This is a genomic window from Alkalicoccus luteus (assembly GCF_052061695.1).
Classification (GTDB): domain Bacteria; phylum Bacillota; class Bacilli; order Bacillales; family Salisediminibacteriaceae; genus Alkalicoccus; species Alkalicoccus luteus.
On record NZ_JBPZEY010000003.1, the window covers coordinates 300,549 to 320,169 of the forward strand.

General features: G+C 45.3%; 24 protein-coding genes. 13 read left to right on the forward strand and 11 right to left on the reverse strand.

Annotation, left to right across the window (positions count from 1 at the left end; all coding sequences use genetic code 11):
* Positions 1-10: 10 nt before the first annotated feature.
* A complete protein-coding gene (locus tag ACSZLD_RS05860; RefSeq protein WP_444684574.1) occupies positions 11-601 on the reverse strand; it encodes a LysE family translocator in 591 nt (196 codons plus the stop codon).
* A gap of 45 nt (positions 602-646) precedes the next feature.
* Positions 647-1,426, reverse strand: coding sequence for an alpha/beta fold hydrolase (locus ACSZLD_RS05865; RefSeq protein WP_444684575.1), 780 nt, complete (start codon positions 1,424-1,426; stop codon positions 647-649).
* A gap of 115 nt (positions 1,427-1,541) precedes the next feature.
* Between ACSZLD_RS05865 and ACSZLD_RS05870 the strand changes: the two genes are divergently transcribed.
* Entirely contained in the window at positions 1,542-1,805 is a 264-nt protein-coding gene (locus ACSZLD_RS05870) for a DUF2651 family protein (RefSeq protein ID WP_377909776.1), read from the forward strand.
* Positions 1,806-1,894: 89 nt separating this feature from the next.
* Here ACSZLD_RS05870 and ACSZLD_RS05875 read toward each other — a convergent pair whose 3' ends face one another.
* Positions 1,895-2,113, reverse strand: a complete 219-nt coding sequence (locus tag ACSZLD_RS05875; RefSeq protein WP_377909777.1) for a hypothetical protein — start codon at positions 2,111-2,113, stop codon at positions 1,895-1,897.
* Positions 2,114-2,309: 196 nt separating this feature from the next.
* Positions 2,310-2,918 carry a class I SAM-dependent methyltransferase gene (locus ACSZLD_RS05880; RefSeq protein ID WP_444684576.1) on the reverse strand — a complete coding sequence of 203 codons (609 nt, stop codon included), beginning with the start codon at positions 2,916-2,918 and terminating at the stop codon, positions 2,310-2,312.
* 190 nt (positions 2,919-3,108) lie between these two features.
* Between ACSZLD_RS05880 and ACSZLD_RS05885 the strand changes: the two genes are divergently transcribed.
* Positions 3,109-4,611 (forward strand): amidase family protein, encoded by a 1,503-nt coding sequence (locus tag ACSZLD_RS05885; protein WP_444684577.1) that lies wholly within the window; start codon positions 3,109-3,111, stop codon positions 4,609-4,611.
* A 50-nt stretch (positions 4,612-4,661) separates the two neighbouring features.
* Here the strand turns inward: ACSZLD_RS05885 and ACSZLD_RS05890 are convergent, their stop codons facing one another.
* Positions 4,662-5,519, reverse strand: coding sequence for an NAD-dependent epimerase/dehydratase family protein (locus ACSZLD_RS05890; RefSeq protein WP_444684578.1), 858 nt, complete (start codon positions 5,517-5,519; stop codon positions 4,662-4,664).
* A gap of 462 nt (positions 5,520-5,981) precedes the next feature.
* A complete protein-coding gene (locus tag ACSZLD_RS05895; RefSeq protein WP_444684579.1) occupies positions 5,982-6,467 on the reverse strand; it encodes a hypothetical protein in 486 nt (161 codons plus the stop codon).
* Between the two features lie 198 nt (positions 6,468-6,665).
* Between ACSZLD_RS05895 and ACSZLD_RS05900 the strand changes: the two genes are divergently transcribed.
* Entirely contained in the window at positions 6,666-6,935 is a 270-nt protein-coding gene (locus ACSZLD_RS05900; RefSeq protein WP_168009119.1) for a hypothetical protein, read from the forward strand.
* 240 nt (positions 6,936-7,175) lie between these two features.
* Here ACSZLD_RS05900 and ACSZLD_RS05905 read toward each other — a convergent pair whose 3' ends face one another.
* Positions 7,176-7,403: a hypothetical protein gene (locus tag ACSZLD_RS05905; protein ID WP_444684580.1), complete on the reverse strand. Its 228-nt coding sequence runs from the start codon at positions 7,401-7,403 to the stop codon at positions 7,176-7,178.
* A 182-nt stretch (positions 7,404-7,585) separates the two neighbouring features.
* Between ACSZLD_RS05905 and ACSZLD_RS05910 the strand changes: the two genes are divergently transcribed.
* Complete coding sequence (locus ACSZLD_RS05910) at positions 7,586-8,101, forward strand: hypothetical protein (RefSeq protein WP_444684581.1); 516 nt, start codon at positions 7,586-7,588, stop codon at positions 8,099-8,101.
* 466 nt (positions 8,102-8,567) lie between these two features.
* Here the strand turns inward: ACSZLD_RS05910 and ACSZLD_RS05915 are convergent, their stop codons facing one another.
* The 3 genes from ACSZLD_RS05915 to ACSZLD_RS05925 form a co-directional block, all read right to left on the reverse strand.
* Positions 8,568-9,905: a reverse transcriptase domain-containing protein gene (locus ACSZLD_RS05915; protein ID WP_444684582.1), complete on the reverse strand. Its 1,338-nt coding sequence runs from the start codon at positions 9,903-9,905 to the stop codon at positions 8,568-8,570.
* Between the two features lie 11 nt (positions 9,906-9,916).
* Entirely contained in the window at positions 9,917-10,510 is a 594-nt protein-coding gene (locus tag ACSZLD_RS05920; RefSeq protein ID WP_444684583.1) for an SLATT domain-containing protein, read from the reverse strand.
* Positions 10,511-10,975: 465 nt separating this feature from the next.
* Complete coding sequence (locus ACSZLD_RS05925; protein ID WP_444684584.1) at positions 10,976-11,806, reverse strand: GNAT family N-acetyltransferase; 831 nt, start codon at positions 11,804-11,806, stop codon at positions 10,976-10,978.
* Positions 11,807-11,917: 111 nt separating this feature from the next.
* Between ACSZLD_RS05925 and ACSZLD_RS05930 the strand changes: the two genes are divergently transcribed.
* The 9 genes from ACSZLD_RS05930 to ACSZLD_RS05970 all read left to right on the forward strand — a co-directional run bounded on the left by ACSZLD_RS05930 (position 11,918) and on the right by ACSZLD_RS05970 (position 18,854).
* Positions 11,918-13,717: a serine hydrolase domain-containing protein gene (locus ACSZLD_RS05930; protein WP_444684585.1), complete on the forward strand. Its 1,800-nt coding sequence runs from the start codon at positions 11,918-11,920 to the stop codon at positions 13,715-13,717.
* Between the two features lie 72 nt (positions 13,718-13,789).
* Entirely contained in the window at positions 13,790-14,224 is a 435-nt protein-coding gene (locus ACSZLD_RS05935) for an RDD family protein (RefSeq protein ID WP_444684586.1), read from the forward strand.
* A gap of 264 nt (positions 14,225-14,488) precedes the next feature.
* Positions 14,489-14,788, forward strand: a complete 300-nt coding sequence (locus tag ACSZLD_RS05940; RefSeq protein WP_444684587.1) for a hypothetical protein — start codon at positions 14,489-14,491, stop codon at positions 14,786-14,788.
* A 274-nt stretch (positions 14,789-15,062) separates the two neighbouring features.
* Entirely contained in the window at positions 15,063-15,821 is a 759-nt protein-coding gene (locus ACSZLD_RS05945) for a hypothetical protein (protein WP_444684588.1), read from the forward strand.
* A gap of 132 nt (positions 15,822-15,953) precedes the next feature.
* Positions 15,954-16,754 carry a hypothetical protein gene (locus ACSZLD_RS05950; RefSeq protein ID WP_377909798.1) on the forward strand — a complete coding sequence of 267 codons (801 nt, stop codon included), beginning with the start codon at positions 15,954-15,956 and terminating at the stop codon, positions 16,752-16,754.
* Between the two features lie 126 nt (positions 16,755-16,880).
* Positions 16,881-17,204 carry a hypothetical protein gene (locus tag ACSZLD_RS05955; protein WP_444684589.1) on the forward strand — a complete coding sequence of 108 codons (324 nt, stop codon included), beginning with the start codon at positions 16,881-16,883 and terminating at the stop codon, positions 17,202-17,204.
* Between the two features lie 36 nt (positions 17,205-17,240).
* The gene (locus ACSZLD_RS05960) at positions 17,241-17,960 is read left to right on the forward strand and encodes an alpha/beta fold hydrolase (RefSeq protein ID WP_444684590.1); all 720 of its coding nucleotides are present in this window, start codon (positions 17,241-17,243) and stop codon (positions 17,958-17,960) included.
* Complete coding sequence (locus ACSZLD_RS05965; RefSeq protein ID WP_444684591.1) at positions 17,957-18,451, forward strand: hypothetical protein; 495 nt, start codon at positions 17,957-17,959, stop codon at positions 18,449-18,451. Before ACSZLD_RS05960 ends, ACSZLD_RS05965 begins: the two co-directional genes overlap by 4 nt.
* 64 nt (positions 18,452-18,515) lie before the next feature.
* The gene (locus ACSZLD_RS05970) at positions 18,516-18,854 is read left to right on the forward strand and encodes a hypothetical protein (RefSeq protein ID WP_377909802.1); all 339 of its coding nucleotides are present in this window, start codon (positions 18,516-18,518) and stop codon (positions 18,852-18,854) included.
* Positions 18,855-18,903: 49 nt separating this feature from the next.
* Here ACSZLD_RS05970 and ACSZLD_RS05975 read toward each other — a convergent pair whose 3' ends face one another.
* Entirely contained in the window at positions 18,904-19,494 is a 591-nt protein-coding gene (locus ACSZLD_RS05975) for a LysM peptidoglycan-binding domain-containing protein (protein WP_444684592.1), read from the reverse strand.
* Positions 19,495-19,621 lie beyond the last annotated feature (127 nt).

Consider the following 19,621-nt stretch of genomic DNA (forward strand, 5'->3'; position numbering starts at 1 on the left):
TTTTTAATGGCTATATCCATAGCAGTAAATTCCAGAACCCCATTCCAATCAAAAACAAGCTCCCGGCTCCTGATAGTATTCGAATTAATGAATACAGCTTTCCTGCTGCAGCAACAGCGGTCAGCCACCCAAGCAGCGTAAGCCAGCCAATTTGCATGGTGATATGAACGAAGCCGATGACTGCGTAGTGAACAGACAGCTCCCACCCTGAATACGGGCTTAGTGAGGGGATGATCGTAATATATAAAAGCAGTGGTTTGATGTTCAGCAGGTTCAGTAAAAAGACGCGTCGAAAGGTAATCGACTGCCTGTTTTGCTGCCCTCCAGAAACGAATAGCGCTCTCAGCAAGATGATGCCGATGTAGATCAGCATCATCGACCCGACAATTCGAACCGCGCTCATCAGCTCCGGCAGCTGCAGGAGCAGTGCCGAGACACCGAAAGCAGCAAGCAAGACATGAATGGCAATTCCTGCAACGGTACCACTGATAACAGTCCTTACTCCTTTCAAGCCGGCTTGTTCGACCGCTGCGAGCGTGAGCACATAGCTCGCTCCGGGTGAAACAACAAATGGAAGCAGAACGGCGATAGATGTGTACATGCAGCAGCTCTCCTTCCTGAGGTGTACCGTTCAATTGTATTGAAGCTAGTTGTCTACTTCTTTCAAAAAGGAATGGATCGCTTCATTCACTTGCTCCGGCTGATCCAGGTTCATCAAATGATGGGAATCATCTAGTTCCAAACGTGTTGCACCCGCAAGACGTGTGAAAAGCGTGTTCTGCTGATTTTTTGTGACGAGATCCTGTTTCCCGTGCATGAGGAGCACTGGACAGCTGACCTTTTCCAGCTTCCCGGTCAGTTCCGTTTCAGAAAGTCCGTGCCATGTTTGCGACCAGGTCGTCTTGGGCATCGAGCGGACGGTTTGTTCAATATAGGGCTGATTATTCCGGTTAAACCGCGCCAGCAATTTCGCCTGTGTTTTCACAACAGGAAGGCGCGGCACGAATCGTCTCGTCCAATGCGTAAGCGGTGCAAACAGCTTGCGAAAACCACTTGTAGAAAGTGAATGGTAGCTGTTCATAAGAATGAGAGAAGCTGTCCGGTGAGGCGATGTGACAGCAGCCTCCAGACTGATCGCTGCTCCCATCGACAGTCCGCACATATGCGCTTTTTCTATGTGAAGATGGTCGAGCAGGCGGATGAGATCTGCCGCTGCTTCATGATGCTGAAATGTCCCCGGGGGTGTAACGGAGCGTCCGTGACCGCGGACATCCCAGCTGATGATCAGAAAATCCTTTGCAAGTGCCTTTATTTGCGGGGTCCATTGATGATGATCAAGCGTAGCCCCGTGTGTCAGGACAAGCGGTGGTCCATGACCCGTCGTTTCATAATAAATGACTGCATAATCTGATCGAAAAACAGGCATTGTTTTCCACCCTCTCCCATTTGCAAAAAGTTGAACGTAAAAGCTGAAAATCGATAAAGGAAATAGGACGTTAGAAGGCGAATAGGTGTAGATATCAATTTGAGGTGGTGCTCATATGCTGGATTTAGTCATTTTACAAGTATTCGTTCTGCCGCTTGCGAGCATTGGGATCGGAATTGCATTATATGTGGTAACCGGCAGAAAGCTGGCTGCTCCAGCAGCTTCGTTTGTCGTTGTTATTGGTTATGAACTTGCTTATCACCAGATTTTCTCGAGGGACCTTCCCTTCTATCCAACAGCTTCAGCAGTCATTCTCCCTTTTTTATCGTTTGCTATTGCAGTCGGAATGGAGTTCATCGTGGCGTCACGGGTGGAATAAATCAACCTTGATCCCCTGACTGAAACCGCAAATAAATATATATCCGAATGCCGTCAAACGTGCAGATCATCTGTGACATATCCTCGAAGCTACTTTTTGCCTTCTATATCTCTCACATAAAATCCTGCTGGGAAATTGGGATTCTCTCTGAGTCTTGGGGAAGCAAAGCTGATTGCACCGTTCGGGACCCCGTCTTTCCTTTCGATGCTGTCAGATGTCGGCAGCGTCATACTAAATCGTACATACGATGCAGCTTCAAGCAGAACGAGCGTGAACCCACGCTGAAAAGCTGCCAAGACGATTTCCAACCACGTACCGCCTTCCGTTGAGCCGATCTCCGCTAACGAACATATCTAGCAGCCCACTTCCTTTTCACTTCAGGGAACTCAAAACAGCTGATCCTTCAGGATATCCACTGCATACATGTTCAAATAAATCGCTCTGCTTCAAATGCCTCCATCAACGCTTCCTTCGATAACCCTCCGTACACGATCGTTCGCTTTCTCATACTGGTACTGCCTTCTCACACGTACAGATAAACATCGACGCGTCCTGTTTCATAAAAATACCTTCCCCTTCGTAAAACGTTTCGAACGTGATGGCTGTAAATCCTGCTTTCTGCAAAAGCAGCTCCAGCTTTTTTTGGTCAAATCCGCTGTGCAAAGCCAGATGATGTACGCGTTCATTTTCATTAAAATCAACGATGATCAGCCTGCCTGTTTCATGTAAGGCACGAGCGATCGCCTGCAGAATCCGCTCCGTATTGGGAATATGAAGCAGCACGAGTGATAGGAGCACGATATCGGCGCTTACGCTCGGTTCTGTTTTGACGAAATCGGCGTGAAGCACGGTCGCGTTCGAAAGCTCTCGCTCCACGATTTTCGCTTGTGCGAGCTTCAGCATTTGTTCAGAAGCGTCTGCGATCGCAAGCTCTTGCACGAGGTCGGTTAACTCAAGGCTTACGAGCCCCGTGCCTCCCCCGTAATCGAGCAGCGCTTTGTCGGTGCTGTTGGAAAGTTCAAGCTTCACCCGCTCTGCAATATCCGAAGCCAGCTGCTTTCGCTCCTCCGTATCGTATCGCCTGGCAAGTTCCTCAAACACGTTTTTCTCCATGCTGTGCCATCCTTTCTTTCATACAGTCATTACTGTAGGTTATATCAAATTAAGCCCATTTCTACCCTTTAAACATATCACTTCTATCATGCAAGATCAGGAAGTATTTTCCTTGTTTTTCAAATCTGTGTTGCTCGAAGCGGCCTTTACTATTAAGATAAAGCTACTAAACCGCGCTGGAGGGATGTTCGTGAAAGGGTTTGTATATAAACAATACGATGCGACAGGTCTTGCTGCGCTGATACGCGCTAAAGAAGTGACGGAGAAGGAGGTGTTGCTGGAGGCGATTACTCGTATTGAAGGGATGAATCCTGCGCTAAATGCGGTGATTGATAAAGCGTACGAGGCGGCGATCAAACGGGTGGATCGCACTCCTTCCGAAGGGCCTTTTGCGGGTGTGCCGATGCTGTTAAAAAATATCAATCAGGAATGGAAGGGCGCCCTCGCTTCGGAAGGCTCACGCGTTCTCCACCATCACCGGGCTCCTCAGGATTCGACGTATACGTCTCTTGTAAAGCAGTCCGGTATGAATGTTATCGGCGTAACAAATGTGCCTGAGTTTGCACTGATTGGCATTACCGAGCCGGTCCAGTACGGCGCGACAAGAAATCCGTGGAACATGAACGTCACTCCAGGCGGCTCCAGCGGCGGCTCGGCTGCGGCAGTTGCTTCCGGAATGGTTCCAATCGCCGGTGCGAACGACGGCGGCGGTTCGATTCGCATTCCGGCTGCCTACTGCGGGCTGTTCGGATTAAAGCCGACGCGCGGAAGGACGCCGATGGGACCGATTCGAGGACGTGCCTGGCAAGGAGCGTCCGGTGATCATATCCTTTCAAAAACGGTGCGGGACAGTGCGGCCATGTTAGACATATTAGCTGACAAAGAGACGACTGGCGCGTTTCGAGCACCGCCGCAGCCGGAGTTGTTTACAGCAAGCCTGGACAAACCGCTATCGAAATCATTCACAATCGCCTACTCGATCGATTCCCCGATCGGTACCGCAGTGGACGAGGAGTGTCAAAAAGCAGTACTGCAGACCGTTCGCTGGCTCGAGGCACAGGGACATCAGGTGGAAGAAAAAGCAGCTCCAGTCGACGGACTTGCCATTGCCAAAAGCTACATGACGCTCTATTACGGGGAAGTCGCTGCACGATTGACAGAAATTGGATCGATGTTCGGCAGAAAAGTGACGATGAGCGATGTGGAAACGACCACGTGGCTCCTTGGCATGCTGGGAAGAGCTATTACCGCAGAGGAATTTGTTCTCCAAATGCGTATCTGGGATGAGGCTGCGATGCAAATGGAGGCATTTCATAAGACGTATGATCTGTACATCACGCCGGCAACGGCCATGCTTCAGGCTGACATTGGCGCTTTCCAGCTGACGAAAACCGAAGAGCTGCTGGTGCAGATAGTTTCCAAACTGAATGCCGGGAAGCTCCTGCTGAAAACAGATATGCTCGACCAGATGATTACCGAAAGCCTCGAGCGAATTCCGTTTACGCAGCTGGCAAACCTGACTGGCCAGCCGGCGATGAGCGTTCCATTGCATCAAACAGGTGACGGTCTCCCGGTCGGGGTGCAGATAATGGGTGCGAGAGGCCAGGAGGATCTGCTGATTCAGCTCGCTTCTGCACTTGAACAGTCAGAGCTGTGGGTCGACGTCCATACCAATCCATTCATGAAGCTCTAGGCAAGCGTAAAGACCCCCGAAAGCACGCCGTGTTTTCGAGGGTCTTTCTGTTAATCGGCGAGTTTGTTCACGTTGTCCCGCCAATTTTGAACCGGCTGCCAGTTGAGCAGCCGCTTCGCTTTTTTGTTATCCAGAAGCGGTGCGTAGCCGGAAATGTCCTGACGGATGTCTGTTACGTTCGGGAAGCAGGTTTTCATCAGCTCCTGGCTTTCGATATCCATGCTGCTCTCATCTGCTCCAATGTTCAGCGCAACTGAGCCGAGGCCTTCTGCTTCAACTGCAAGCCGGTAAGCAGAAGCCGCATCGCGGGTATCGATGTAGCTCCAGAGAATTGGTTTGCGTATTTCCGGTTCGTGAATGAAGCTCGGGAAGTTTTTGTACATCTCCGGCGTAATCACGTTTCCGAGCCGGAACGAGACGATCTGCATGCCAGTGCGGCGGTGCATCATATCGGCCGTCTGCTCATTGACAATTTTGGAAAATCCGTAGCTGTCGTCCGGAAGCTGCGGATGTTCTTCGTCGATCGCCACGTACTGCGGCTCCAGCCCCTGTCTTGAAAAGCAGATGCCGTAGGACGATTCACTCGACGAAAGCACCGCTTTTTGTATGCCGAGATGAGCAGCCGCTTCGAGAATGTTATACGTCGACATCGTATTATTTTCAAACGTCACTTCATTTGGGTGTGAATACGCCACCGGGATCGCGGCGAGATGAACGACAGCATCGGCACCGGCCAAGACGCCGTAAACTTCACCGAGGTTTGTTAAATCGGTGATCACCGTCTTACATCGTGCTTCCTTCGGGTGCTTCACGTCTGCATTCACGACCTCATATCCGTGATCGATAAACTCCTGAATCACATCTCTGCCGAGCAGTCCGCTTCCGCCTGTCACTACTACCTTTGTCATGTACAGCCCTCCTGGTTTCTTCAGCAACTTAGCGCTGCTTTTCGTATTATCAATAAACGAAGCATATAGCTGTCATGAGCGGATAGCAAGTGAAACGGCTTTCATTAAAGAAGAAAGAATCCAATGATGATATTCCTACATGCGGTACTGATCTTAGCAGGATTTTATGTCACTTATATGTTCGCAGAGCGTTTCGTGAAGAGAGGGAGAAACGGATACAGCAGGGAAATCAGCTGGATGGCTTATCCCTTCTCTTTTCTCATTGCTTTTTTCCGCCTTGCAAGTACTCGATCTTCACCTGCTTATTTTCAAAGTGGCAGTGGGAGTAAGCGCTCCTCATGATTGGGTATCTGTTGTTGCTGCTTAACTTAAAAAGGGTCTATAGTAGTTGGTATTCAAAATTCAGTAAAGAACGTAAAAAGCATGATCGTCACCTTTGAGACATCCTATCATGCTCTTATTTCAGTCTAACCGTGAGAATAGCGCGCGAGAAAACAATTGAACTGTTTCTAACTCCCAATAAGGCGTATTCGATAATTGCTTATCTGGCTCGGGGAGCTTTCCCCGTTTATAGTAGACATGAACCTTATGGCGGTTCCAGGATGTATGGCCTTGATCCTGTAAATATCGCGCGACATCCGTCTGATTGAAATATACAGGCTCTTTCTTTGTCTTATATGCTACCGGAGGGCGATTGATAGGCATCGTCGCTTTAGAGGTTGAATAGCGGCACGTTTGTATATACCTCTCAATAAACGACAGTATCATTAGTGCATCTTCTCTGTCCGTGAGGCTGTTTAACAGACGAATATCAAAGCCGTTCGTATCAGGGTCTTTCAAAAACAAATACAGTGCGTAAAACGGGTATTCCTGATCCGTAAGCTGTTCCGGTGCTGTCTGCTCAAAATGCGGAAAAGAAGTAAGCAGTTCCTTTAACGTAGCGTTCATCCTTAACACCCTCCTTGTTTACTTTGTATACAACATAGCACGTTGTGTTTACAAAGTAAACATTTTATACTGAATATTTCTTAGTAGATGAATTGAACACCTATCACATACATCTCTTTTAATGCTTTTTCGTTTGCTCAAGCGACCGATCATGCTAAAGTAGGTAATGCAAAACGGATGATAACAGGAGGTTTTCAGATGAGTGTGCAAGCTGAACGAAAAGTAACGCGCGAGGAATTTATGGACCTGGCTCAGTCCGGGATGGTGGAATTGTTTGATTTAGAGCAGTACAAAGTGGTGGATGGCTACAAAGGAGAAACACGCAGCCATTTCGTGTACGATACCTCTACACACGACTGCTTTTTAGTTGATCTGGCTACTGCTTACGACCTCGTAACAGGCTTTTACGCAAAAGGTGACAAGCAAGCCGTTTCCGCTTCGTTAAAAGAAATTGCTGCCTCTGTCTAATACGTACGAAACAGCCTCTGAATCCAGAGGCTGTTTTTGTGTGCGCATCTATCAGCCTACGAGCAGGCTTAGAATAAACCCGAGCGCAATGGCTGCGAAGAAAAATAAAATTCGGATCATATTACCCTCCGTATGACCTGTACTAATATGTGTAAGGCTTATTGGCGTGGTTGATTGAGTTCGAAAAAAGATTCTTCAGTTGAGCTGCGATCGCTGAAACATTCGCTGATGAAGATTCCTTTACGTATTTTCTTTCTCTAGCTTCCTGACAATCTCAGCTAGATACCTATTTCTCTCTTTTTGAAGATTAATCAGGCTGATTAAGAACCAGACGGCTAAACTAATTAAGATTGGATAAACCACAAACGGTAAAACCGCCATGATGTAAAATCCGATTTCACTTCCAGTTCCAAATATAATCATTAACCCGACTAAAAATGCTGCACCAAAAATCAACCCATATTTCATTCTCTACCTCCTTTGTACCAGACAGCTATCCATTCTTTTCTTTAAAAATTCATTCTTCATTATGTAAAACCACTTCATTACCGTACCATAATTTCCATTTAAAAGGAATGAGGCATATGATGAGAGCTTCGGCAGGTGCCGTGATAGGCTTAAACTAAGAACGTATGAGGGCGGTGAAGGGGTTGAAACAGTGGATACCATTGCTCGCGATTGCGATGCTTGTCGGAGGTGCGATGTTCGTGTTTCAGGAGCCAACGGACGATCCGCAAATTGCCGAGCTTGAAGCAGAGGTCGAAGCGCTGACGGAGGAGCGGGATGACCTGCTCGATTCGCTGAACGGCTATCCGGAGACCTATCAGGTAGCGCAGGCGGTGCAAATTACGGAGCAGTTTGTACAGGCGGACTCACTTGACGAGGCTTCCGGACTTTTATCTGTTCATGCTAACGTCATCCGCCGCGAAGGCAGGCCGACCGGCGTGATTCAGTTTGACGATATGCATACGTACCAGTGGCTTTCTCCGGACGAACTGGAGCAGCAGTTTGCCGATTTTCGCATGACGGAGGCCGGACTTGTGCTAAGCTATGCAGCTGATGTTCCCGATGTGCCGAGCCATGCGCCGTTTTTCATGGACTACCTGCTTATCGAAGAGGATAACGAGTGGCGTATTTCCCGTGTGGCATTTAATGCCTCTAACTGAAACCTTTTCTATGCAACCGACGTATTCCATTTACTGGAGGCGATTTGATGGAACTGATGGTTGCACTGATTCTCGTTGCTTTATTCACGTGGCTGATTTTTCGCTATCAGCTTTCCGGTGCGTCGATGTTAAGCCGGTAAATGTTTTAAAAATTCTAAACTACTTGAATTTATTTGCTCATTTTTTTATACAAGACAAACTTTATATTTACATGCTAATAATATTAAGATCTATAAAAATGTAAAGATTTTTCATGATTTATTGAATGTTTTGTAAAGGTGCGTTTTTTGTAACTACAACAAAAATATTTTATGAGAAACATATTTCTTTAATCTCTTACAACTTATCTTATTGATAAAACCAAAAATTTAATTCTTAAATTTTTATTTAAACTTATAATGAATACCGAACGAATGTATTAATTTGAGTATCAATACTGATCTGAAATTAGTAAAATTATTTTATTCTATGAAAAATGTTGGATGTCTTTATCTAATTTCTTTACTGCATGAAAAACATGTCTCTTAAATTTTTCATTTACTTCGTCAGCAGAAAGATATTTTACATTTTTAAACTTAACTACTTCATTTAAAAAAATTCGTTTTTGATCCTCTGAGAACAAATCAAAATTAGGTATATATTTAGTGTTTGCTTTGTTAAAGTAAACTTCATGAAATGTTCTTGCAAAGCTCTTAATTGAACTCTCCTGTATATTGTTAATATCAAACCTTTTCATCATTTTTTGAAGGAATTTATCCAAATGGTAAAGTACTTCTAATCGATCTATCTGAGAATAAAAAAAGACCCACCCATATTTCTTCTCATCTATAATTCCACCAGTAATTTTTAAATTGAGAGTCCAAATAAATTCACTTCTTCTTTTAAATTGAGAATATTTATATTTAGTAAAAACCTCAATAATTGAAGCTTCGATCTTATGAATATTATGCTCTTGGACTTCTGCTTTCCTAGTCCGAAATTGATAGCCTAAAAACGTAAAATCATTTACAAGGTGACCACACTTATTTTTTTCTTGATTAACCGACAAACCCTTATTATTTAAATCATTAATTATGTTAATCTCAGTTTCGATTCCTTTAGACGAATCGCACAAAATCAAAATATCATCTACATAACGAAAATACTTTAAACTACTATCACTTTGATATTTATTGTCTAAATCAGACATATATACATTAGCTAACGTATTAGATATTGATAAGCCTTGGGGAACTCCTCTTTCATTTTTTGAATATGGCTTTTGTTTATTATTTCCATTAGCAATTGTAGGAGTTATAATTGCTTGCTTAATAAGATGGAGTATCTCTTTTTTTCTTATTTTATTTTTAAGTTTGCTAATTAATTTATCATGGGGTATATTATCATAAAATTTTTCTATGTCTATCTTAATAAAATAATCAAAACTATCTTTATTTAATTCTTTTTTTAAGTTAGAAATAACCGTATGTACTATTTCTTTATTCAAATTATCATCAAACACTTTTGAGAGAAGCTGATGTAGTAATGCCAAAGTTAATTTATCTCTTAAAGTAGGTACAGAAATAACTCTAGGATACTTATCTCGACCTTTACTAATCAATTTCTCTTTATAAGGAGTAAATCCATAAGTTCCATTAACAACTTTACGATTTATTATCTCAGAATATAAATCGATATCTCGTGAAAAACTAGTTTCATTTACTCCATCAATACCTGTTGATGGTTTGATCCTATTTGATGTCTTATAAAAATTTTTTATTTGATTCAAACTAAATAGTATTCTGAATAGTTTATATGCTTGCACAGTATCACCTCTCAAATTAAAAATAATGGAATAAAAGGCAATAGTAGAGCTAGTAGAAAAAATGAAAAAAAGCATAAATTATACAACCAATATTTTAAAAAAATTCGTATATTGTTTATACTAAATTCGCTTGATTGTTCATAAGAAAATTTAAGATAATCGTATGACAAATGATTCTCTACTTTCTTTAACCAGTACTCATACTTGTCTCTAATGGATGTAAATTCTTTTAACATGTTGTTAACTTCGGTTGAACTTAATCTAATCTCTAGAACTTCTAAATCGTTATACAGCTTATCAAGTTCAATGTAACATTCTTTTAAACTTAAAAATCTTTCCTTAAAATTCAATGAATTTATGCCCATTGATCCACCGTAAATCAATAAAGAAGCTATAATTGTTATAAAAGCCAAGTGACTCTGATCATTAGGATTATATAGCACCCATATAGAAAAGCTTAAAATTACTATGGTAAAATAACTTATCAAGAGTTTAGATACTAAATCTACAAGCTTTAACCTTTGTGAAGCATTAATCCGGCATTTTCTAGTTATCCATATTTTATTTTTCAAATTATTTATCAGCGATATGCTCACTTCTCTCACTCTTTCTATAATTTAAGAAAGACCCCTGAAACATTACATTTTCATCTTATAAAAAAGACCTTATAAGCTTGTTTAGATTAACCAAACTTTAATTAGCCACATTCCTGAGGAATCTTTTGTAAATATATCCTACAAAAAGGGGTCTCCCTATTTAAAAATTAACACTTAATTCTTAATTAGTAAACCTTTATACATATTTATGAGTCTTTTCCTTTTTAATTATAATTGAAAAAATTTTTTATATTTAAAACTTTCTAGAATTATCAATGCAATTGATTTACATTTATCCTGAAATAATAGCTATTTAGGTTTTATTTTTAATATCATCTTAGTATTATTTTATTTTAATTTATATATCATTTAACAAACTATATATTTTAGATCAGTATATAGCATTACATTTTTCGACTTATATATAAGTCTAATATCTAAACGTACGTTCTGCATTTTAACTTCACACTACCCTCAGCGGTAGATAAAATTCAAGACTCGTGAATCGGCAACGGGCTCATAGCCGATGCGGGTGTAAATGGCGTTGGATGTCGGGTTTGCCAAATCGGTGTAGAGCGTACAGAACGAATAGCGACTTAACAGCTCTTTCGTGAGCGCGGCGGTGACGTTTTCGGCGTAGCCTCTTCCTCTATACTCCTTTGGCGTGTACACATGCTGCACGGCACACGATCCGGCTGCGGGACGACCAGCTCCCGCCATCGAAACCGCTTGACCATCATCCTCCCAGAACAGCACGCTTCGCTTGGAAATAAAGCGCTCCGCAAGCTCTGCTGCTTCCTCTTTTGTTACTCCGTCGAGTGCCTCCTCTGCGAAGGCCTCAATCCATTCGGTTAACAGTGCTGCATCTTCCTCTTCCGCCCAGCGCGGTGTACCGCTAGTTTTTCGCGGCGGGATCACCCGGTCCGCACGAAAAATTCGCTGTTCCATGCCGACTTCACTTTGACAGCCGTGCTTCGCCTGCCAAATCGCTTGGAACGCTTCTACTGCCGGAATGCTGCCGATGATACTCGGCACGTCATGAACGGCAAGCTCCTTGATGGCGCTGTTCCATACAGGTTCCAATTCCGTTGTAAACGCCGATAAGATTAAATGGTGCGGCGGCGTCCGCACGAGCAGCGCCAGCACCTCTTCCTTCTCTTTGACCGCTACAAGCAGGGGCTGATCGCTCTCGTCTATATTATGTAAAACACCATACGGTAATCCATTGGCCGCCTGATTTGCGGCAAGTTTTTCTCCTGCCAATGCCAGTGCTTCTTTAGCCGTGCTAAGTGAAACCGTGTCCATCTCCCCCACTCCTCTCTTCATTCAGTTTAACAAAATATATTTTCCAACATCATGAAACAATTGTCACGTGTCGTCCGTAACTTATGTAGAGAAAATGTGGAGGGGATGACGATGCGAACGATTCTAAGCCTGCTTGCGGTCTGGCTGCTTGCAGCAGTTCCGGTTCAGGCAATCGAGCAGGAGGCAACAAACTATACCGCAACCTACATGGAAGAGCGAATTGAAGAAGGAAGTTTTAAAGGAGCGATCGTCAGCATCGTTCAGGACGGGGAGGTCGTGCTTGCAGATGGATACGGGATGGCAAATGCGTCTTTGCAGGTAGAGGCAGATGCCGATACGCTGTTTCGCGCCGGTTCTGTCGGCAAAAGCATGACCGCTGCCGCCGTGCTGCAGCAGATCGAGGCTGGTACGCTGTCGCTTGAAGCTTCGATCACCGAGATGCTTTCCATTGAGCTCGCTAACGAGCCGGCAGAGACGGTGAAGATCCCGCACCTGTTAACCCATACAGCTGGCTTTGATGAGACGATGACCGGCTTTTATGCAACCTCCTACGATGAGGTGGATCCCGTGCGCTTTATCGAGGAGCGGACACCTGCTTTAAAACGCTCGCCCGGCACCGAAGTGGAGTACAGCAACGTGGGACTCGCGATTGCCGGTCAGCTGGTGGAGGATGCTTCCGGTGTCCCGTTTCCAGACTATGTGGAAGCACGAATTTTTGAACCTCTCGGCATGAATGATTCCTCCTTTGAGCAGCATGAAAACCCGGCTGACGTAGCCGCGAGCTACATTGGTAATCAGCCTTATCCGTATTCTTATATTCACATGGTTCCGGCTGGCTCGATCACAACATCTGCGAACGACATGGCGCTTTACATGCTCGCGCATCTGGAACAAAACGAGGAGCTTGCCAGTTCAGAAAGCTTTTCGCTCATGCATGAGCCGCAGTTTCACATGCACGAGGACGTGCCCGGGATGCATTTCGGTCATTATGGATCGCAGTTTGGCGGCCTGGATGCGGTTCGCCATGACGGCTCGATTGACGCGTTCATGTCGACGATGATGCTCGTTCCAGAGCTTGATCTTGGTATTTTTGTCTCCACAAACGGCGTGACCGGGATCGAATCGCAGCGGGTAATTGCTGATTATTTAAGCGGGCTCGCTGAAGCGATGGGAGTGGAAACTGAGCCCCACACTCTCGCTGAAACGCCGACAACAGAGGACGATCTTGCGAATTTTTCAGGCTCCTACACGATGAACCGGGTCAATGAAAAAGGTCCGCTCAGCATCATTTCGATCTTTAATCCGACGATTTCGATCGAAGCTGCTTCAGACGGCACGCTGTCCGTTGATGATCTGCATTTTTCCGGAGGCAGATACACCATGCAGGAATCGAGTTCTCCGCTCGTTTTCCAGCAGGTAAACGACGATGAGACGCTGGCGCTTTTGGAAAATGATCAGTTTATCAGCTCCGTCTACCCGATGATGGTGTTTGACCGGGTGCCGCTCATTGGCGAACGTTATCTTTCCTACGCTGTCCTTGGCTTCATCGGTGCAGTGGCGGTCTTTTTCCTGCTCGTGATCCCGGTACGAGGATTGTACCGGATTATCCGCCGGCGTAAAGTGCCGGATAAACGCCTTCGAATTCTCGCCTTCTTTACGGTGCTATTCCTGCTGCTCGCAGCCGGTACAATGGCCGCGTCTGTGCAGCTGTTGATCTTTGGCTATGTGACAGCTGGTACGTTTATGCTGGCTGCCCCGCTCGTACCGCTCCTGCTGGCGTTGATCTACGCGCTCGTCTGGTGGCGGACAGACCGGGCAAAAAGCAGCGTCGGCTTCCTGTTCATCCAGGCTGCGGTCGCCCTTTTCGCCGCCTTTGCGTTATACTGGCAGATGACCCCTTTCCACGTATAAACACACCTGCAGTTTAGCAGAAGATCGGGAAGGGAACTTTTATCGTAGATATGAAAAAAAGGGGGATTTTCCATGGAGGTTCGAGAACCAGTCGGCTTTTGGAAGCGGCTTGCGGCCGTTATTTTGGACGGGATCGTCATCACTGCAACGATCTTTATTTTTGCGCTGATTGTTTTCGGTGAATTTGCGGCTGAAGAACGGCTTTTGCAAGTATTTGAAGGCATTTTACCCATCGTTTATTACGTGCTGCTACCCGTGATCTGGACCGGATATACAATCGGAAAACGGGCGCTTGGCATTCGCATTGTTCGCACAGACGGCTCTCAGGTAGGGCTGCTGACGATGATCGTCCGCGAACCGGTGTCCTACATTCTGTATGCACTGACGTTCGGCATCGGCTTCATCGCATCTGTCATCATGGTGATTGCGCGTAAGGATAAACGTGCGCTGCATGATCTGCTTGCTAAAACATATGTCACCACCATTCCGCCGGAACCAAAACGATAAACGTACCGCTCCTTAGCGATAAGGAGCGGATTTTTTATGCAAATAGTTGCTATTTGTTCTTACATATGGAAACATAACGATACGGTCTTACGTACATTAAAGAGAACATCTTCATCGAATCCGAACAGGAAATCAGCCGATGCACGGTTCAGCTCTAAAGGCTTTCCTTCATTTCGCGATAAGTTTACTGAAATTTCGGTTTTCTTAGTTGTTTGGCAGCTTCTTCATTCAGGTCTCGTTCCTGACTCAAAGGGAGGTATGGATATGGTAATCGGTCTGATTCTTGTAGTTTCGGCAGTTATTTATGTCATGATTCATTGGGATACCAACAGCAAAAAATCACTTTACGGCAGTATTGGACTGTCGGCAGCCGGTCTCATTTGTCTTATCGCGGCGGTCATTATATTGGATTCGACTTTCCCCGACTCCGGCTCTGTGGCAACGCTTGAAGCAGTAGAGACGTTGATTATTGCATCCGTCATTGCAGTTCCTGCGGGAATTATGTTAGTGATCATTACCTCGATCGCGCGCAAGAAGCGAAACGAGAAAGAATCAAAAACATGAGTTAAACCTGGTTACCATCATCCAAGCTCTCATTATTTTTCTTCCTGCTCCCATCAAAATACATCACTAAATGAAAGGCATCTTAGCAAAGCTGCATATAGCTTTGCTAGCTCAATCCGCACCGCAGGTCGATTCAGCTGAAAGGAACGTATCTCGACAACTGCAGGCTGTAGCGTATCTGGGGTCTTTAGCAATGCAGCTGGAACGCGAAGTCTTTTTTTGCTCAGTTACTCCGTTCAGATCATTATTTCTAACAGACAGAGGGCGGTAGAAGATGAACTATTATGTAACGGCAATCGTTGGAATTCTCACGTTTTGTTTAGCTATGTATTTATTGCTAAAAAAAACTGCCTGGTTTCACAGGTCAGAAATTAAAAAATCTAATCAGCCGAAAGAGGCTCATTCAACTACTACTCCTCTTTCGATTCTTGACTACTATACGAAGACGAAGGCCCATTATGAATTTTTTTATCAAGTTGATAAAGATCGACAATATGAAGAAGTGATCTTTTATCCCTCCTCGAATGAAAGGAAGGATCAAATTACTGCTTTATATGTTGAACGTGGTTTTCTTGAAAAACAGTCCCGAAGAAATATCGCCCAAATGTTTAAACTATTGGGCTATACCAATCGGTTAATGAACCCGAATGTTTTGGTGAATATGGTAAGATCCGGGGTCGCCGCCGCTTCTTACCTCCTGCGAGGCAGGTTATTGGTCATGGGTCTTATTTTCACCGCATTAATCTCTTTTTCCTTAGATGAAAGTCTTGCATTCTTCACAGAATTTATTGGAATCTTTGTCATGTTCGGATTGTTTTTTTACGCCTTATATTTGTTAAAAGAGTTTATTGCTTATTTTCTGCAAAACATTTATTCCTTAAAGCTTTCCAAATCATTTGGTGTGACAACAAATGAATATAAATCTGTTTTCATCTATCTTTGGACGTCATTCATCTTATTTTTCAGTACTCAGTTTCTCAAATGGTTACTGATCGCCACGTTGATGTTCGTCATTATAATGCTATACAATTAATTCACTTTTATAGAGTGCGGAATCAATCTACACCATCCATCCCAAGCACTTTCATATGGATGCAGTGAATGCCATGAGCTATCTGAACGTGCACGATCCTAATCAATTGCTTTTCAGAAGGAGCAGGACGACATGCATATATTCGGGGAATTTATTCCGTTACCTATCTTTTTAATGCTTTGCGCGATCTATGGCATTGGACTAATTTGGGGCTGGCGTGGTCCTCGGCGTTACCGGCGGGACCGCTTTTTCCCCATGAAAGGAATGAAACCTCGTGAGGTGTTAGAGGATGTGACTGCCGGTGCATTGTTTGATGAGGGGCTTCCGTTCACACATAACGGCTCGATTCCAGGGTATACACGAGAGTCTGCACGAAGAGATGTCTTTTTTCATTTCAGGCCTGCCGGAACCACAACAGGCGCAACGTGGTCGCACTATCTTGCTGATGCTGTCCGGATCAGTCAGAAGACGATTGATTATGCCAGGGTCGCAAAAATGCTCGGTGTGATCAATCTGGAGTTGTCACCGGGCTGGCGAATGTGGCCTTTACGCTTTCTGTCCCACTATCTTTTCTTCTTTCTGTATGTTTTTGCTGTTGGCTTTATGCCATTAGTGATTACGTTGGAGCATGTTGGCGATCAACCTTATGATCCAAGCCCGCCATGGGAACTGCTTGCTGTCGGCGGCTATATGATCCTTTTTTATATGATGGCCCGATTAATAGTGGAGACGGTTCAGTATGCCGTTCAGCTAAGGCGTTCGAAAAAGATTGTTAACAAACTCAGTTTGTTTAACAGCAGGGAAACCGTGCAGACTATCTATCGCTATCTTCATCGTCAGCTTGGCTGCTATGTCGTTAGCTATGCCACTCTTATTATTATCGTTTTCGCTCTGCTCAGTTTAGTAGAGCCTCCATACGGGATTGATTGGTAGCAAAGATCATGCAGCTGCCGTTCCTTCACGTTGCATAGCGGTTTTTCATGGATATCGTTGCAGTTTTTCCTTAAATATGGAAACATAGACATACAGATTCTTTTTGCAGAAAGGGGAACACCAGTGATGCGATTGGTAAACCAAACGCAGCTGGCATGGAGTCTCGTTCTATGCCTGATGATCCCACATGTGGTTCCAAGCGCTTATGAGAGCGCCGGCCGCGGCAGCTACAGCTTCGGGCTGCCATTTGAGTTCATTACCATCTATCAGCTTGAACCAGGCAGCGGCTGGTTTTTCACTAACTTTTTCAGCGGCAACGACGGCATGTTCATCAGCATCGGCGGCCTCGTACTGAACGTGCTGATTATATATGGCCTTGTGCGGTCGATCGCGAGAATGACGTTTGCAGGACGTGATAAAAAATACCGACGAACACCCTCCGTAACCTAACATGCACGTCACCACCGCTCAGGAAAGGAATTCAAGATGCTGTTACATACGACATTAAATGGAACCGGCTCCCCCCTTCTCTTTCTTCATGCCGGACTTGAAACAGGTGAAACGGACTTTGTTTATCAGCGGGACATGCTGCAATCAAATTTTCAAGTTGTGACGATGGATTTACGAGGGCATGGCCGCTCTCAGCCTGCGAGTTTACATGCTTACGTTGTGGCATGCGCGGATGATGTTGCAGAAACGCTGCAAGCTCATCACATCAGGGCTGCTATCGTTATCGGCGCTTCACTGGGCGCACTCGTCGCCTTATGTTTTGCCAGACGCAGCCCGGACCTGGTGACTGCCCTCGCTGTTCATGGAATCATCGCTGAAAAACCAGCTAATTGGTCTGAACTGCGATCTCAGGAGAACGCCCATTATAAAGCTCTTTTAGAAAACGAGGCGGCTGCCTCGCATTTCGACAGCCTTCATGGCGGAGGCTGGCGTACTATTTTGCGTATGGCGCAGGATGACTACGATCCATTTGCTATTACGGGAAATGCAGCGGACCTTACGATGCCGGTTCTTATTTGTGCAGGGGACAAAAACCTGAATGAAGCGAGCTCACTGAATGTTTACAAAAAGCAGCTAACGAATGGCCGAACCGTTCTCGTATCAAATGCCGGCCATCTGGTTCATCAGGATCAGCCCGCTGCATATCTCACGGAACTCTTCTCTTTCATACACGATTACGGAGGAAACGATTCATGACTAAATATCTTATTCTCATTCTGCTTATAAGCGCCTGTCAGTCGGCGGAGACCTACGAGGGATCGCCGCTTTCCATTGCGATAATCGGTGAGGAAACACCTGCCTCAGTTGAAGAAAACGATGCATTATCAGCAGAGCGTTATTCGCTGCCGCAGTTTGAAGAGGAGCGCCCGGACGGCTATGATGCGGTGCTCATTTTGGCCGATCAGCTGTCGGAAGCAGCCGATCCGGTCTATGTGGCGATGTACGAAGAAACCGAATTTACGTATGTGTTTGCTGAAGCAGAGGCTGGTCCCCTCCCGTTTGTAGTCGATGCTTCCTATGAAACCGAAAAGCCGAAATGGCATGGTGGTAAGGGTTTAATTTTACTGGAGCACGATGGCGACTCGCACTCCACGCTGCAGGTTCCGCTGCTGGACGATAACGGGGAGAGAAGAGAAGAGGAGGCCTATGAAGAAATCTGGGAGGCGGTTGACGAAGCTCGGTTCTGAGCGTTTCATTTAAGTATAAAACGGGAAAAATAGTGATACCAACTTGCAGAAAGGGGTTTTACCGATGTCTGTGCATATGAACGTGTATCTCAAGAATGAGAATGCCGCAGAGTCGCTCAGAACCAAGCTGCTGAGGTATCATGTCACGGATTTGTACATCGACGAACTGCCGGACGGCGCAGAGCTTCGTACCCCGTTTATTGCTACTGGAAGTATTGGCGGCACCCCGGGCAACGTGCAGGTGTTTACATCGCTTCGAAACATTCGCAAGGACCGCAGCGTCAGCAGGCGTGACTATCCGCATTATTTGATTTCGTTCCGCGTGCCGGAGGAATACAAAGAGCAGGTGCTGAAAACAATTAAACAAGCAGACGGCTATATAGAAGAAAGCGTGGCGCAATAGCGTTGACGAAAGAAAGCCTGCAGGAAGACGACCTTCCTGCAGGCATTTTTTATTCTAACGGCTGAGGATCAAGCTGAATCATCTGCCCGATGCTTATTTCGTCAGAATAGACAGAGTGGTTCATTTCAATCAGCTCATTTGCGGTTACGTCATGATACTGCCGTGCTATGCTGTGAAAGTTTTCACCTTCATCGGCGTGATGATAAGCCCCGTCCGGAGCTGCGTCATTTACGGAAATTGGTGCTTCTACGACAACGTGCATACCCTGCTGCAAGTCATACCGATCCACGTCTGCGTTCCAATTATCGAGGTCGTCCGCTGTCACCTCGTCGTGCTCCGATGCGATGCTATCGAACGTTTCCCCTTCCTGGACAACGTGGGTTTCCACTCCGCTTCCAGCATCATCTGCAGCTGTGATCGTCAGCTGCTCGCCGATTTGCAGGTTGTACGGATCAGCGTCCGGGTTCATGTCCTGCAATTCATCCAGCGTCACAGTAGTGTTCGCTTCCGCAATGCTGTACATCGTCTCGCCTTCCGCTACCGAATGCGTCACGTCTTCTGCACTTACTGAAAAACCTCCGACCATCATCGTCGCACCCGCTGCGGCGAGCGTACCCGCCATTAGCTTCGTACGTCTCACAATTAGCCTCCTCGTTAAGATTAGTAGCCGCGTCTGAACTGGCTTAATCTGTGAAGCTATGAGGTTGTTAGTAATCCCATACCTTCTCAAAACTGGGATTAAACATGGGATTTTACAGATTTGTTAC

Bases quoted from the DNA above. Each gene is read 5' to 3' on its own strand.
- ACSZLD_RS05935 (WP_444684586.1), top strand. From the start codon at position 13,790: ATGGAGGTTCGAGAACCAGTCGGCTTTTGGAAGCGGCTTGCGGCCGTT.
- ACSZLD_RS05960 (WP_444684590.1), top strand. From the start codon at position 17,241: ATGCTGTTACATACGACATTAAATGGAACCGGCTCCCCCCTTCTCTTT.
- ACSZLD_RS05950 (WP_377909798.1), top strand. From the start codon at position 15,954: ATGCATATATTCGGGGAATTTATTCCGTTACCTATCTTTTTAATGCTT.
- ACSZLD_RS05925 (WP_444684584.1), bottom strand. From the start codon at position 11,806: ATGGACACGGTTTCACTTAGCACGGCTAAAGAAGCACTGGCATTGGCA.
- ACSZLD_RS05970 (WP_377909802.1), top strand. From the start codon at position 18,516: ATGTCTGTGCATATGAACGTGTATCTCAAGAATGAGAATGCCGCAGAG.
- ACSZLD_RS05890 (WP_444684578.1), bottom strand. From the start codon at position 5,519: ATGACAAAGGTAGTAGTGACAGGCGGAAGCGGACTGCTCGGCAGAGAT.
- ACSZLD_RS05905 (WP_444684580.1), bottom strand. From the start codon at position 7,403: ATGAAATATGGGTTGATTTTTGGTGCAGCATTTTTAGTCGGGTTAATG.
- ACSZLD_RS05865 (WP_444684575.1), bottom strand. From the start codon at position 1,426: ATGCCTGTTTTTCGATCAGATTATGCAGTCATTTATTATGAAACGACG.
- ACSZLD_RS05965 (WP_444684591.1), top strand. From the start codon at position 17,957: ATGACTAAATATCTTATTCTCATTCTGCTTATAAGCGCCTGTCAGTCG.
- ACSZLD_RS05870 (WP_377909776.1), top strand. From the start codon at position 1,542: ATGCTGGATTTAGTCATTTTACAAGTATTCGTTCTGCCGCTTGCGAGC.
- ACSZLD_RS05880 (WP_444684576.1), bottom strand. From the start codon at position 2,918: ATGGAGAAAAACGTGTTTGAGGAACTTGCCAGGCGATACGATACGGAG.
- ACSZLD_RS05945 (WP_444684588.1), top strand. From the start codon at position 15,063: ATGAACTATTATGTAACGGCAATCGTTGGAATTCTCACGTTTTGTTTA.
- ACSZLD_RS05895 (WP_444684579.1), bottom strand. From the start codon at position 6,467: ATGAACGCTACGTTAAAGGAACTGCTTACTTCTTTTCCGCATTTTGAG.
- ACSZLD_RS05940 (WP_444684587.1), top strand. From the start codon at position 14,489: ATGGTAATCGGTCTGATTCTTGTAGTTTCGGCAGTTATTTATGTCATG.
- ACSZLD_RS05900 (WP_168009119.1), top strand. From the start codon at position 6,666: ATGAGTGTGCAAGCTGAACGAAAAGTAACGCGCGAGGAATTTATGGAC.
- ACSZLD_RS05860 (WP_444684574.1), bottom strand. From the start codon at position 601: ATGTACACATCTATCGCCGTTCTGCTTCCATTTGTTGTTTCACCCGGA.
- ACSZLD_RS05930 (WP_444684585.1), top strand. From the start codon at position 11,918: ATGCGAACGATTCTAAGCCTGCTTGCGGTCTGGCTGCTTGCAGCAGTT.
- ACSZLD_RS05955 (WP_444684589.1), top strand. From the start codon at position 16,881: ATGCGATTGGTAAACCAAACGCAGCTGGCATGGAGTCTCGTTCTATGC.